The following is a 12864-nucleotide window of genomic DNA, read 5'->3' as shown; positions in this document are numbered from 1 at the left end:
ATCTTTGATCCAAGTCAGGAAAAGGGGGCAGTTGCCGCAACGTCCTGTCGACAAGCTGTCGATTAGTTGCGGTTAACCGCGCAGGCGGGCTTGGTAGTTGTTCTCTTCCCAGTTCGCACGCGCTAGCCACTGATCTTCGGGCTGCCGATTTGCAAGGTTGTGATCTATTTCAACTTCGTCGAATCCGCTGCGGCGGGCCATGGCGTATTGATCGGCCAGGACATGCCCCTTTGCGCGCAAGCGGCCTGAATAGCCTTTCAAGCGCAGAATGCGTGCGATTGTAAAACCACGTCCGTCTGCCGAGGACGGAAAATCCACGCGTACCATCTTGGCGTTGCCCAGGCGTTCAAAAAGTTCATCGGGGTCAGTGTCCGAGGCAACGTCCAGCGCAACAACGTCGTTGGCGGTGTCTTCCAGTGTGACAAACCCATCGGTCCAGTCGTCGGGGGCAAAGCCCTCATCGGTAACGATTACGTTCATGATGTCTCTCCGGCGCGCATCATCTTGCCATCGACAAAATGGATGCCGCATTCTTCCTTGTTCTGGTCGCGCCAGCGTCCGGCGCGCGGGTCTTCGCCATCCTTGACCGGCGAGGTGCAGGGCGCACAGCCGATCGAAGGGTATCCTTTGGCCACCAGCGGATGCCGAGGCAGGTTGTTTTCGTCCATGTAGGCGCGCACATCCTCGGGTGCCCAATGCGCCAGCGGGTTGACCTTGATCCGGCCCGTTCCGTCCTCGACCTCAAAGAAGTCAAGCGCAGCGCGGGTGCCGGACTGAAACCGTTTGCGCCCAGTTATCCAACCGCTATAGCCCATAAGGGCCTTTTGCAGCGGAAAGGTCTTGCGCAAGTTGCAGCACGCATCCGTATCCCGCAAGCGCAAGGCTCCATAGGGGTCGTCACGTTGCACATCTTCGTCCTCGGCGCGGATGATCTGCACGTTTTTCAGGCCCAGACGTTCGCTCACCCCCTGCTGGTATTCCAGCGTTTCGGTGAACAGCATCTGCGTGTCCACGAACAGCACCGGGGTCATCTTGTCGACGACCGCCGCCATGTGCAGCAACACCACCGACTCGGCCCCGAAACTAGACACCAGGGCAAGGTCTTCAATCTGGTCGATGGCACCGTGCATCACGTCATGCGCACTGTGGTGCCGGAACCGGGCGTTCAGCGCATCGACCTTTTCGGTCAGCTCGCTGCGGTCCTTGCCCAGTTCCGTCTGGATCAGATCAAGCGGCATTCGCCTGAGCCTCGGGGTACAGAGCAGCCTTGAACGGAGCCATGCCAACACGGCGGTAGGTTTGCAGGAACTCCTCTTCGGCGCTGTCGCGCTGTTCCAGATAGGTGTTCACGATCCGCTCGACTGCCGGGACGATCTCATCATAGGCAAAGCCGGGACCGGTGCGATCGCCAATGGCTGCTGTCTCGGTGCCGTCACCGCCCAGAGTGATCTGGTAGTTCTCGACTCCTGCACGATCCAGGCCCAGGATACCGATGTGACCCACATGGTGATGCCCACAGGCGTTGATGCAGCCCGAGATCTTGATCTTCAGGTGGCCGATATCATGCTCCAGCTTCAGGTCATCGAAGCGGGTTGCGATTTCCTGCGCAACCGGGATCGAGCGTGCTGTGGCCAGCGCGCAATAGTCCATGCCGGGGCAGGCGATAATGTCGCTGATCAGGCCAATATTGGCGGTGGCCAGTTCGTATTCCTTCAGCTTCGCGTGGATCGCGGGCAGGTCCGACTTGTGGACATGCGGCAGGATCACGTTCTGCTCATGGCTGATGCGCAGTTCGTCATAGGCGAATTCTTCGGCTAGGTCGGCCATCACACGCATCTGTTCGGCGGTCGCATCGCCCGGCGTTGCGCCGTGCTTTTTGATCGAGATCGTGACAATCGCGTGGTCCGCGTTCTTATGCGGCGCGATGTTGGTGTCGACCCACGAACGGAACACCGGATCGTTGCTGTAGGCACTCTCGAACGAGGCAACCGAAGTTTCGCGGAAATCGGGCGCGGCAAAGTGGGTTTTGATCTCATCCAGCAAGGCCATGTCGGCGCCCTTGAACTGCGGGCGAACCTGCAGGAAACGCTCGTTGACCTTGGCGCGGATCGTGTCGATGCCGTTTTCGTGCACAGTGATCTTGATGCGCGCCTTGTACTTGTTGTCGCGGCGACCGATCTGGTTCCACACGGACACTGTGGCCTCAAGGTACGCCAGCAGGTCATCAAAGGCGACGAAGTCCGACAGTTCTTTGCCGATCATCGGTGTGCGGCCTAGACCGCCGCCTATGACGACGCGGGCGCCCAGAACGCCGTCACGCTCGACCAGTTGCAAACCGATGTCATGTGCCTTGATCACGGCGCGGTCGTTTTCGCTGCCGGTGATGGCGATCTTGAACTTGCGCGGCATGAACTGGAATTCCGGGTGGTCGGTGGACCACTGGCGCAACAGTTCGGCATAGGGGCGCGGGTCGGCGACCTCATCCGCGGCGGCACCGGCGAAATGGTCGGCAGTTACGTTGCGGATGGTGTTGCCCGAGGTCTGAATGGCGTGCATTCCCACTTCGGCCAGCGCGTCCAGCATATCCGGCACGTCTTTTAGCTTGGGCCAGTTGTACTGGATGTTCTGCCGCGTGGTGAAATGGCCGTAACCTTTGTCCCACTTTGCGGCCAGCAGGGCCAGTTGGCGCATCTGCGCACTGGAGAGTGTGCCGTAAGGGATAGCGACCCGCAGCATATAGGCGTGCAATTGCAGATACAGGCCGTTCATCAGGCGCAGGGGTTTGAACTCGTCCTCGGTCAATGAGCCGTCAATGCGGCGCTCGACCTGTGCGCGGAACTGTTTGTTGCGTTCTGCCAAAAATGCTGTGTCGAACTCGGAGTAGCGATACATGATTAGCTGTCCTTGGTTGCAGCCCCGATACCTGGGGGCTTAATGGGGAGAGAGAGGGCCTGATCTCAGGTCCGGGGCTGCGGGGAAGTTTCCTGTTTGCCATGGGCATAATTGGACGGGCCAGTCCGACGGAAGTCTTCCCGAAAATGGGTCGGTTCGGGGCCGTTTTCACCGGCCACAGCGTCCGCAAGATACGCGCCGACGATGACATTTGCCTGACGTTCAGCATCCAGCAGGCGGACTTGCGCATGTGCTTCGTCGGTAATTAGCTCGGCCTCGGACAGGTCACGGGACCAGCGGTCGTCCTCGGTCAGATAGATCACGTCGCCTTCCAGCAAATGATTTGCGGTGATTACTTTTGGAGTAAAAGCGCGGGGCATCAGGCGTGCTCCTTCTTGTATTGGGTCAGGGCAGTAACCGCGTTGCGCGGTTCGAGGCCATAAAACATAAGGGTTGGGCCATCCATTTCGGCGGCAATTAAATCGTCAGGCAGTTGATCAAGTGTGGTCGCCATTACGTGCTGATCGGGTCGGGATGCGTTTTCGATCAGCGTTACCGGAGTCGCGCGATCTGCGCCGTGCATGATCAGACGACCTTGAATGAACCGAGCGGACTTTTTGCCCATATAGATCGCAGCGACGGATCCGGATTGGGCAAGCGCAGTCCAATCGTGGTCCGCGAAACCTTTCATGTCGTGGCCCGTCAGGAACCGGACCGAGGAATTGCGCCCCCGTTGGGTCAGGCTTTGACCGATCCCGGCAACAGCGGCAGAGGCCGCAGTAACGCCCGGAACAATGGTCCACGAGATCCCTGCGGCCTGAACCGCTTGGATTTCTTCATCAAGACGTCCAAACACCGTGGGATCGCCGGACTTAAGGCGAACTACGTGCTGACCGTTGGCAGCGTGACTGACGAGAAGGGCGTCGATGTCTTCTTGTTTCCAAGACGGACCAAACCCGGCCTTGCCTACGTCGACCAAAACAGCGTTTCGGCCAGCCAGCGCCAGTACCTCGGTGCTGATCAGTCGGTCATGCAGGACGACATCTGCACGCTCAAAGGCTTTTAGCGCCTTGAGGGTCAGCAACTCGGGATCGCCCGGACCTGCGCCGACAAAGTCGACGTGCCCAATGCCATCATTTGTTTGCGAATGCCGCATGTCCCGTTCCACGGTTGGTTTGACTTGGCTTGCAATATAGGAAATATTCCCAGTAATGCGCCATATGGGCGAGTAAATAAGAACTATCGTTCCGGTGGAGGGCCCATTTGGAACGAAAGTTTTAAAACGAAGGAAAAATTGGAATGTCGGTGCGGATTGACGATACGGATCGGAAAATTCTGGTAGAGCTTCAGCGCGATGCCAGTCAATCACTGGACGAAATTGCGGCTCGGGTCGGCAGTTCGAAGACCCCGGTCTGGAATCGTATTCGCAAGCTCAAGGGCGCAGGCGTTATTGGTCAACAAACCGTTTTGTTGGACGCCGAGGCGCTTGGATTCGAAGCGACTTTCTTTGTTCTAATTCGCACGTCCGAGCATGAGGCAGACTGGCAGAGAAAGTTCTTGAAAGCCCTTCGTGATCGTCCCGAAGTTCAGGAGGCTCACAGGCTGGCTGGTGACATTGACTATATCCTGAAAGTCCGGGTCAAAAACGCGCGTGCCTATGACGAATTCTATCAGACACTGATTTCTGAGGTGCGCGTTCATAATGTTACGGCGTTGCTGTCTATGGAGGAAATCAAATCCACGACAATGCTGCCTCTGAATGCCTTGATCGAAAGCTGAAGCTTTAAACCTCGACTATAAGTTGGCTCAACCCGTGAAAGTGATAACTGTTTGAATAGTCGGGGCCTTTGCTAAGGCGCAAATTCGGGCACCGTTCGAACAGAACTGAAAGCGCGATACGCATCTCGAGCCGTGCAAGCGGCGCGCCAACGCAGAAATGCAAGCCCCCTCCGAAGCTGCTGTTCGTTACTATCGTGCGGGTCGGATCGAAGGTATTGGGGTTTGCCCATACAACCGGATCACGGTTTGCCGCGCCTAGCAACAGTGCTACCTGATCCCCTCGCTTGAAGCTGTGATTGAATATCTCAATGTCTTCATAGGCATAGCGTGTGAACATATGCAGCGGAGGGTCAAAGCGCAGAACTTCTTCGACCGTCTTGTCGATCGCATCTGGTGAAAACGCGTCCTTGTGAATTCCAAGTTCTAATACCGTTTTGATCCCATTTCCCAGGGAATGAACCGTTGCTTCGTGCCCAGCGTTCAGCAGCAGGATGCAGGTGGCCACCAACTCTTCTTTGCTGAGTTTCTCACCATGCTCCTCGGCCTCGATCAGGCGGGTGATCAGGTCGTCGCGAGGATCATCGCGGCGCATTTCGATGTATGACGACAGAAACGCAGTGAAGTCCCGGGACGCGGTCGCCGCGTTGTCTTCGGTCTCACGGGTTTTGCTGGCCTGATACATGGCGACCATATCATGCGACCACCTAAGAAGGTCGGGCGACTTTTCCTCGGGAACGCCCAGAAGCCTGCAAATTGTAACGACAGGTATCTGAGTGCAGAAACCGCCCAGTATGTCAAACGGAGTTGCTGGAAACTGTTCAATCAGGGAATGGCTCAGATCGTAGATGGAATCTTCAAGGCCCGTAATGGCGCGGGACGTAAAGGCGCGCATCACAAGGGCGCGCAGGCGTGTGTGACGCGGCGGCTCTGCCTCTAGCAAAGAGTGCGCTTCGACGGCGAGCCACGGCGCAAGGTGGCTGGGGCCGGGGCTTTGCATTTCAACCGGGACTTCGCGGCCAAAACGACGGTCTTTCAGCAGTGTCTGCACGGCCTTGTGCGAAACGGCTGCGGGCATTTTGTACTCAGACCAATAGAACAGGTCGCCGTGCTCTCGGGCCCGGTCATAAAAAGGATAGGGGTTTTGGACGAAATCCGGGTCGACCGGCGATTGTGATAGGGTCTTCATGACGGGCACACTTGCCATGCGGCCCAGTGAATGCAAGACCCTATGACATGCAAAGGGTTTGGGTCGTACTGGGATTTTTGTTTGCTGTCGCGCTGTTGGCGGCCGGGGTGTGGTCCTATGGTTTCCGGCAGGCGTTGTCACAACTCAGCGAAAAAGCCCAGGCGGATTTGGAACTGGCAGCCGACCGCTTAAGCACGCAACTGCAAGTATATCAGGAATTGGCTGTTCTTATGGCCGGTCACCCGGACCTGAGAAACCTTCAGGGGGCGGATACCCCGGCGCAGGCGCGCGCTCTGTTGCTGGAGGTCGCCGACAAAACAGCGGCTGTCGACGTGATCTACGCCGATCCAACGGGCCGGGTACTGGCCGCTGCCCATGACGTGGTTGGCGGCAGCGTTTCCGGGCATCCGGCCTTCGAACGTGCGATGCAAGGCGCCCTCGGAAGCGAGCACGGTGTTTTGACAAGTCAGGGCGACCGGTTCTTTTCCTATGCGGCCCCGGATTTTTCCCCAAGCGGTCAGGTATCCGGCGCGCTGGTGGTGATTGCCGATGTTGAGGACATCGAACAGGAATGGCGCGGCAGCACCGAAGCTGTGTTTTTCGTAGATCGCAACGGGGTCGTCTTCATCAGCAACAGGACTGAACTGTTGTTCTGGAAGCGCGAGAAAGGTCAACCCGGCCTTACGCCGCCGGACGGTCAGACCTTATCGTTTGCCGCAGATCAGGTTGGTCCTTTTGAGGTTTGGGATTTGGGATGGGGGCCATACCTTCCCGCGCGGGCGTTGCATCTGAGCCGTGATTTGCCGGTGATCGGCATGACGGGCGAAGTTGTCATGGACATTGCGCCAGCCCAACGTCTTGCCAGTCTTCAGGCGGCAACTGTTGCCGCGATCTGCCTTGCGTTCGGTGCCTTGCTGTTCCTCGCGACCGAGCGCAGGCGTACCCTTGCGCAAGCCAATGCAGTTTTGGAAAGCCGGGTCGCGCAGAGAACCCACGCTCTCACGGCTGCGAATACGGCACTTCGCCGTGAAGTGCGCGAGCGGCAGGAGGCTGAGACAGCCTTGAAGCACGCCCAAGAGGACCTTATTCAAGCGGGTAAGTTGAATGCGCTGGGTCAGATGTCAGCCGGTATCAGTCACGAGTTGAACCAACCATTGATGGCCATCCAACAATTTGCGGACAATGGCACCGCGTTCCTGACACGAGGGCGCGAAGAAAGGGCAGCGGAAAACCTGATTCGTATCTCCGAGATGGCGGCGCGCATGGCGCGGATCATCAAGAACTTGCGTGCTTTTTCCCGAAATGAAAGCGAACCGATGGGCAAGGTCAATTTGGTACAGGTCATTGATACTGCGGTGGAGTTGACCCAAGCCCGGCTAAGGTCGGAACAGGTGCAAATGGATTGGGTCTCACCTGCGGAACCAGTTTATGCGTGGGGCGGTGAGGTGCGGCTGGTTCAGGTCTTTGTAAACCTCATCAATAACGCCGCTGATGCCATGAGCCATCAGGATGAAAGGCTGGTCCGAATTCGTATTCACATCGGATCGGGGTCCAAATTGTCTGTTACTGTTCGGGATATTGGTCCGGGCATAGAAAACTCGGAAAAACTGTTCGAGCCGTTTTACACGACAAAGACGGTTGGGTCTTCGGAAGGCATGGGGCTGGGGCTTTCGATTTCTTATGGTCTGATCCAGAGTTTTGGCGGAAATATTCGTGGCTCCAACACTGAAAGGGGTGCAGAGTTCACTGTTGAACTTGAACATTTCAGGGAAAAAGAAGCGATATGACCCGAAAGGTATTACTGGTCGATGACGATGCCGCCGTTCGCGAGGCACTGGCGCAAACGCTTGAACTGGCTGATTATGCGCCTGTGACAGCCGGGTCATTCGTTGCGGCCAAGGATCACATTCGGACCGATTTTCAGGGGGTAATTGTTTCGGATATCCGTATGCCCGGTCGGGATGGATTTCATCTGCTCACCTACGCGCACGGGGTCGATCCCGAGTTGCCGGTCATTCTGTTGACCGGAGAAGGCGACATCCCGATGGCTGTTCAGGCGATGGGGAAGGGGGCTTTTGATTTTCTGGAAAAGCCCTGTGCCGCCGCCGAGTTGCTCGAAGTTATTGGGCGGGCGACGGACGCGCGATCGCAGGTTTTGGAACAGCGGGCGCTTAAGCGAGAGCTTGAGCGCGGCGATCCGGCGGCCCGATTGCTGTTTGGGCATTCTCCCCAAGCGGAAGAACTACGAAACCGCACCCGGACCGTTGCCCCGACCAAAGCCGAGGTCCTTGTAACGGGGCCGGCGGGCAGTGGTATCGCCAAGGTCGCCGAGGTCATTCATATGCTGTCACCGCAGGCACAGGGTGCTTTTGTCAAACGACAGGTTTCCGGGCTTTCGCGTGAGGATTTGGTGCGGGCATGTGAAGATGCTGCGGGCGGCTCCTTGTTTCTGGATGAGATCGGGACGATGCCCGAGGCAACGCAATATGCAGCCCTTGAGATGCTGGAGCAGGGCGTCGAGGCAAGGATTCTGGCAGGAACGACGACCGACTTGGCCAGTTTGTCAGCCAAGGGACAGTTTAACGCCGATCTTTTCTATCGGTTGGACGTAATGCGGGTGCGCATTCCCTCTCTGGCTGAACGTCGTGAGGATATACCGGTAATTTTCAGGCACTATGTGGGGCAGGCGGCCGAGCAGACGGGGATTGCGGCACCAGAAGTGACATCAGAGCATTTGGCATCGCTTATGGCCAGTGATTGGCCGGGTAACTCTCGGTCTTTGATGTCGGCTGCGATGCGCTTTGTCCTAGGTATGCCCGAAGAGGTATCCCGGGCAGCGGATTTGGGGTTGAATGAGCAGATGGCGCAAGTGGAAAGGTCATTGCTGATCGCGGCATTGGGTCGCTACAACGGCAAGGCGGCAGACGCAGCAAAGGCACTGAAACTTCCTAGGAAGACTTTCTATGACAAGCTTGCCCGATATCAGATTCGCCCAGAAGACTATCGCAGGTAGCATGCCCTCCCGCCCCCTTTTTCTGCATTGTCATGCAGTTAAAGGCGTTGGGGGTGGCAGTTCGCCCAAGCGAACTGCGGTCGATTCCGGGTGATTCTCGGTAAACGAATCGTCAATCGTGCGGAATTTCGCACAAAGTGGTTCAAACCTGTGCGGAATTTCGCACTGGCCTAATTCCCTTGACGCAGAGTTGGTTGGGAATGTCCAATAGGTATCTGAAAATAAACAAAAATAAGTTTTGAAACCTGGAATCGAACAAAAAGTTGAGGCGTAAGGGACGATTCGGTTCACTCCCCGGCATGCGACGCAGTCCATGCGTCCTTTGAATGCATCTATGAAGTCTGGGAGGAAGAGACTGATGAAATTCCTGACAACGGCTGCAACCGCTGTTGCGCTGACCGTAACTGCAACTGCTGGTATGGCGGCCTGCGATGACGGCGAAATCGTAGTGAAATTCGCCCATGTGACAAACGCGGACAAACACCCCAAGGGTATTGCGGCCTCGCTGCTGGAACAGCGCGTCAATGATGAGATGAACGGCGTGATGTGCATGGAGGTGTTCCCAAACTCGACCCTCTATAATGACGACAAAGTGCTGGAAGCGATGCTGCAGGGCGACGTGCAACTGGCCGCTCCGTCGCTGTCAAAATTCGAGAAATTCACCAAGCAGTTCCGCCTGTTTGACCTGCCGTTCATGTTTAAGAACATCGACGCGGTCGATGCATTCCAGGCATCGGCAGACGGTCAGGCCATGAAAGACAGCATGCAGCGCCGCGGCCTGCAAGGGTTGGCGTTCTGGCACAATGGCATGAAGCAAATGTCGGCCAACAAACCTCTGGTCGATCCGACGGATGCGGATGGTCTGAAGTTCCGCGTTCAGTCCTCGGACGTTCTTGTGGCGCAGATGGAAGCTATCGGTGGCAGCCCGCAAAAAATGGCGTTCTCGGAAGTCTACGGCGCGTTGCAACAGGGTGTTGTGGACGGGCAGGAAAACACCTGGTCCAACATCTATGGCAAGAAGTTCTTTGAGGTACAGGACGGCATCACCGAGACCAACCACGGCATCATTGACTATCTGGTCGTGACCTCGGTCGACTGGCTGGACAGTCTCGAACCGGAAGTGCGTGAACAGTTCCTGACCATTCTGGACGAAGTGACAGAAACCCGGAACAAAGAAGCCTTTGCTGTGAACGAAGCGGCCAAAGCTTCGATCACCGACGCGGGTGGTATCATCCGTGACCTGAACCCTGAACAGCGTCAGGCCTGGGTCGATGCGATGAAGCCCGTCTGGGACAAATTCGCTGATGACGTGGGTCAGGACAAGATCGACGCCGCTCAGGCGATCAACGCCGGGTTCTAATCCCGGTTCAGGCAACGCGTCGGGGGACTGGGGAGTTATCGACGCGTCGCCCGGGCGGGCCATAATGTGCCCGCCCCAATATTTCTCATCACAAGAAAATGTGGGGACAGAAAGATGTCTGGTGCGAATCCCGGCCAAGGCGGGCTGATCGACCATATCGAGGAAACCCTGATCGCGGTGTTGCTTGGCCTGATGACGGCTGTGACCTTTGCCAATGTGATCGCGCGGTTTGCTTTCAATTCCAATATTCTGTGGGCGCTTGAGCTGACAGTGTTCATGTTCGGCTGGCTGGTTCTGCTGGGCGCATCCTATGCGGTCAAAAAGCACGCACATCTGGGCGTGGACGCGATCCTGAACATGCTGGCCCCTGGGCCGCGCCGCATTCTGGCGCTGATTTCGGTGGCGTGTTGCTTGGTTTTTTCGCTGTTGCTGCTGAAGGGGTCATACGACTATTGGGCGGTATTTGCAGACCTGCCGCCCACCTCCGGGCGTTGGTTCCCGACCGGGTTCGACACCGGCGCGCGCAGCCAGAGCTTCTATGAAGTTGACGACATTCCAATGGTCGCACCGCTGCGCTTTCTGGAAGATCTGATCAACTATGGCGAGGGCTACGAGAAGATCCCGAAAGTCATCCCGTATCTGGTTTTGCCGGTTTCCATGCTGCTGCTGGTAATCCGGTTTTCGCAGGTCGCTGTACAAATCTGGCGCGGCGAAACCGACCGCCTTGTCGCCAGCCACGAAGTCGAGGACGAGATTGAAGAAGTCCGCGCTCAGCAAGGAGAGCATAACTAATGGACGTCGTTCTTCTATTCTCAATGGTCATCGGCCTGCTGCTGATCGGTGTTCCGATTGCGGTGGCGCTTGGCCTCAGCTCGACACTGTTCCTGCTGATCTATTCCGATAGCTCTCTGGCCTCGGTCGCGGGCACGCTGTTTGAGGCATTCGAGGGGCATTTTACCCTGCTGGCGATCCCGTTCTTTATCCTCGCGTCGTCCTTCATGACGACGGGCGGGGTGGCGCGTCGGATCATCCGGTTCTCGATTGCCTGTGTTGGGCATCTGCCGGGCGGGTTGGCGATTGCGGGTGTGTTTGCCTGTATGTTGTTTGCCGCTTTGTCGGGGTCGTCCCCGGCGACTGTGGTAGCCATCGGTTCGATCGTGATCGCAGGTATGCGTCAGGTGGGCTATTCCAAAGAATTCGCCGCCGGTGTGATCTGTAACGCCGGTACGCTGGGCATCCTGATCCCGCCCTCCATCGTGATGGTGGTCTATGCCGCTGCGGTCGAGGTTTCGGTCGGGCGCATGTTCCTGGCCGGGGTTATTCCGGGCCTGATGGCTGGTCTGATGCTGATGATCACCATCTATGTCATGGCAAAGGTCAAGAACCTGCCCAAAGGTGACTGGAAAGGGTGGGGCGAGATCTTCGCCTCGGCCCGTGAGGCCGGTTGGGGCCTGTTCCTGATCGTTATTATTCTGGGTGGTATCTACGGCGGTATCTTCACCCCGACCGAGGCCGCAGCCGTGGCCGCCGTCTATGCGTTCCTGATCGCCAGCTTTGTCTACAAGGACATGGGCCCCCTGAGTACGGAAGAGGGGCAACCCAACCTGCAGCTGATCAAAAAGCCCTATGCGTTGATCACGGCGTTCATCCACCCCGACACCAAGCACACGCTGTTTGAGGCTGGGAAGTTGACCGTCACGCTGCTGTTCGTGATCGCCAACGCGCTGATCCTGAAACATGTGCTGACGGACGAGCAGGTACCGCAACATATCGCCAGCGCGATGCTTTCGGCTGGTCTGGGTCCGGTGACCTTCCTGATCGTGGTAAACGTGATCCTGCTGATCGGCGGTCAGTTCATGGAGCCCTCGGGCTTGCTGGTCATCGTTGCACCCTTGGTGTTTCCGATTGCCATCGAGCTGGGCATCGACCCGATCCATCTGGGCATCATCATGGTGGTCAACATGGAGATCGGGATGATCACACCTCCGGTCGGGCTGAACCTGTTCGTGACCTCGGGCGTTGCCGGAATGCCTATGATGAGCGTCGTGAAGGCGGCGCTGCCCTTCCTGGCGGTTCTGTTCGTCTTCCTAATCATGGTCACATATATCCCATGGATATCGACCTTCTTGCCCAACACCTTCATGGGGCCAGAGATCATAACGAACTAGCCGAAGCGGCACAAAAGCCGGGCCTCATCGGTCCGGCTTTTTCTTTTCTACCCCTCTTGATGACACTTCCGCCATCCCCATCTTGAGGGCAGAGGACGACCTCACCATTATGGTCAATCATTCGGGACGACCCGAACGGACATGAGGTGCCTCAATGCCTTGGGTTTTTCTGTTATTTGCCGGTCTGCTGGAAATCGTCTGGGCGGTTGCGATGAAGCAATCGGCAGGATATACGCGGCTTTGGCCTACGGCCCTGATGGGTGTTTCAATGATCGGATCGTTTGGCCTGTTGGCGCTGGCGATGCGCGACCTGCCACTGGGAACGGCCTACACAATCTGGACCGGGATCGGTGCGGTTGGCGCTTTTATGTTCGGGTTAATGTTTCTGGGCGAGGCTCTTACAGCCCCGCGCCTTGTTGCAGCGGCCTTGATCGTGGCTGGTCTGGTAATGATGAAGCTGGCCTGA

General features: G+C 57.2%; 13 protein-coding genes. 7 read left to right on the top strand and 6 right to left on the bottom strand.

Going from position 1 to position 12864, the window contains the following annotated elements; translation table 11 throughout:
• Positions 1–72 precede the first annotated feature (72 nt).
• From GOV88_RS14660 to cobA, 5 genes are all read right to left on the bottom strand, one after another.
• Entirely contained in the window at positions 73–480 is a 408-nt protein-coding gene (locus GOV88_RS14660) for a DUF934 domain-containing protein (protein WP_171121302.1), read from the bottom strand.
• Positions 477–1238: a phosphoadenylyl-sulfate reductase gene (locus GOV88_RS14655; protein ID WP_171240891.1), complete on the bottom strand. Its 762-nt coding sequence runs from the start codon at positions 1236–1238 to the stop codon at positions 477–479. The genes GOV88_RS14660 and GOV88_RS14655 overlap by 4 nt, the downstream gene beginning before the upstream one ends.
• Positions 1228–2892: a nitrite/sulfite reductase gene (locus GOV88_RS14650; protein ID WP_171240890.1), complete on the bottom strand. Its 1665-nt coding sequence runs from the start codon at positions 2890–2892 to the stop codon at positions 1228–1230. The genes GOV88_RS14655 and GOV88_RS14650 overlap by 11 nt, the downstream gene beginning before the upstream one ends.
• Before the next feature lie 65 nt (positions 2893–2957).
• Positions 2958–3272 carry a DUF2849 domain-containing protein gene (locus GOV88_RS14645; RefSeq protein ID WP_171121305.1) on the bottom strand — a complete coding sequence of 105 codons (315 nt, stop codon included), beginning with the start codon at positions 3270–3272 and terminating at the stop codon, positions 2958–2960.
• The gene (cobA, locus tag GOV88_RS14640) at positions 3272–4048 is read right to left on the bottom strand and encodes a uroporphyrinogen-III C-methyltransferase (protein ID WP_171240889.1); all 777 of its coding nucleotides are present in this window, start codon (positions 4046–4048) and stop codon (positions 3272–3274) included. The genes GOV88_RS14645 and cobA overlap by 1 nt, the downstream gene beginning before the upstream one ends.
• A 143-nt stretch (positions 4049–4191) precedes the next feature.
• On the opposite strand from cobA, the gene GOV88_RS14635 reads away from it, so the two are divergent.
• Positions 4192–4671, top strand: coding sequence for an Lrp/AsnC family transcriptional regulator (locus GOV88_RS14635; protein WP_170442447.1), 480 nt, complete (start codon positions 4192–4194; stop codon positions 4669–4671).
• A 4-nt stretch (positions 4672–4675) separates the two neighbouring features.
• Here GOV88_RS14635 and GOV88_RS14630 read toward each other — a convergent pair whose 3' ends face one another.
• Positions 4676–5857 (bottom strand): cytochrome P450, encoded by a 1182-nt coding sequence (locus tag GOV88_RS14630; RefSeq protein ID WP_171240888.1) that lies wholly within the window; start codon positions 5855–5857, stop codon positions 4676–4678.
• A gap of 47 nt (positions 5858–5904) precedes the next feature.
• Here GOV88_RS14630 and GOV88_RS14625 point away from each other — a divergent pair, with 47 nt between their 5' ends.
• The 6 genes from GOV88_RS14625 to GOV88_RS14600 all read left to right on the top strand — a co-directional run bounded on the left by GOV88_RS14625 (position 5905) and on the right by GOV88_RS14600 (position 12864).
• A complete protein-coding gene (locus GOV88_RS14625) occupies positions 5905–7644 on the top strand; it encodes an ATP-binding protein (RefSeq protein WP_171240911.1) in 1740 nt (579 codons plus the stop codon).
• The gene (locus tag GOV88_RS14620; RefSeq protein ID WP_171240887.1) at positions 7641–8870 is read left to right on the top strand and encodes a sigma-54 dependent transcriptional regulator; all 1230 of its coding nucleotides are present in this window, start codon (positions 7641–7643) and stop codon (positions 8868–8870) included. The genes GOV88_RS14625 and GOV88_RS14620 overlap by 4 nt, the downstream gene beginning before the upstream one ends.
• Before the next feature lie 358 nt (positions 8871–9228).
• The gene (locus tag GOV88_RS14615) at positions 9229–10230 is read left to right on the top strand and encodes a DctP family TRAP transporter solute-binding subunit (RefSeq protein ID WP_305848809.1); all 1002 of its coding nucleotides are present in this window, start codon (positions 9229–9231) and stop codon (positions 10228–10230) included.
• 114 nt (positions 10231–10344) lie between these two features.
• Entirely contained in the window at positions 10345–11022 is a 678-nt protein-coding gene (locus tag GOV88_RS14610) for a TRAP transporter small permease (RefSeq protein ID WP_171125241.1), read from the top strand.
• Positions 11022–12398 (top strand): TRAP transporter large permease, encoded by a 1377-nt coding sequence (locus GOV88_RS14605; RefSeq protein WP_171240886.1) that lies wholly within the window; start codon positions 11022–11024, stop codon positions 12396–12398. Before GOV88_RS14610 ends, GOV88_RS14605 begins: the two co-directional genes overlap by 1 nt.
• A gap of 154 nt (positions 12399–12552) precedes the next feature.
• Positions 12553–12864, top strand: a complete 312-nt coding sequence (locus GOV88_RS14600) for a multidrug efflux SMR transporter (RefSeq protein WP_171240885.1) — start codon at positions 12553–12555, stop codon at positions 12862–12864.

The sequence above is a fragment of the Ruegeria sp. HKCCA5491 genome, assembly GCF_013034565.1.
Taxonomy (GTDB): domain Bacteria; phylum Pseudomonadota; class Alphaproteobacteria; order Rhodobacterales; family Rhodobacteraceae; genus Ruegeria.
The sequence above is the reverse complement of the archived record's forward strand: the minus strand, read 5'-3'. Positions and strand labels throughout refer to the sequence as shown.

Excerpts from the sequence above, each read along its gene's own strand:
- GOV88_RS14660 (WP_171121302.1), bottom strand. The coding sequence starts at position 480 with ATGAACGTAATCGTTACCGATGAGGGCTTTGCCCCCGACGACTGGACC.
- GOV88_RS14655 (WP_171240891.1), bottom strand. The coding sequence starts at position 1,238 with ATGCCGCTTGATCTGATCCAGACGGAACTGGGCAAGGACCGCAGCGAG.
- GOV88_RS14650 (WP_171240890.1), bottom strand. The coding sequence starts at position 2,892 with ATGTATCGCTACTCCGAGTTCGACACAGCATTTTTGGCAGAACGCAAC.
- GOV88_RS14645 (WP_171121305.1), bottom strand. The coding sequence starts at position 3,272 with ATGCCCCGCGCTTTTACTCCAAAAGTAATCACCGCAAATCATTTGCTG.
- cobA (WP_171240889.1), bottom strand. The coding sequence starts at position 4,048 with ATGCGGCATTCGCAAACAAATGATGGCATTGGGCACGTCGACTTTGTC.
- GOV88_RS14635 (WP_170442447.1), top strand. The coding sequence starts at position 4,192 with ATGTCGGTGCGGATTGACGATACGGATCGGAAAATTCTGGTAGAGCTT.
- GOV88_RS14630 (WP_171240888.1), bottom strand. The coding sequence starts at position 5,857 with ATGAAGACCCTATCACAATCGCCGGTCGACCCGGATTTCGTCCAAAAC.
- GOV88_RS14625 (WP_171240911.1), top strand. The coding sequence starts at position 5,905 with ATGCAAAGGGTTTGGGTCGTACTGGGATTTTTGTTTGCTGTCGCGCTG.
- GOV88_RS14620 (WP_171240887.1), top strand. The coding sequence starts at position 7,641 with ATGACCCGAAAGGTATTACTGGTCGATGACGATGCCGCCGTTCGCGAG.
- GOV88_RS14615 (WP_305848809.1), top strand. The coding sequence starts at position 9,229 with ATGAAATTCCTGACAACGGCTGCAACCGCTGTTGCGCTGACCGTAACT.
- GOV88_RS14610 (WP_171125241.1), top strand. The coding sequence starts at position 10,345 with ATGTCTGGTGCGAATCCCGGCCAAGGCGGGCTGATCGACCATATCGAG.
- GOV88_RS14605 (WP_171240886.1), top strand. The coding sequence starts at position 11,022 with ATGGACGTCGTTCTTCTATTCTCAATGGTCATCGGCCTGCTGCTGATC.
- GOV88_RS14600 (WP_171240885.1), top strand. The coding sequence starts at position 12,553 with ATGCCTTGGGTTTTTCTGTTATTTGCCGGTCTGCTGGAAATCGTCTGG.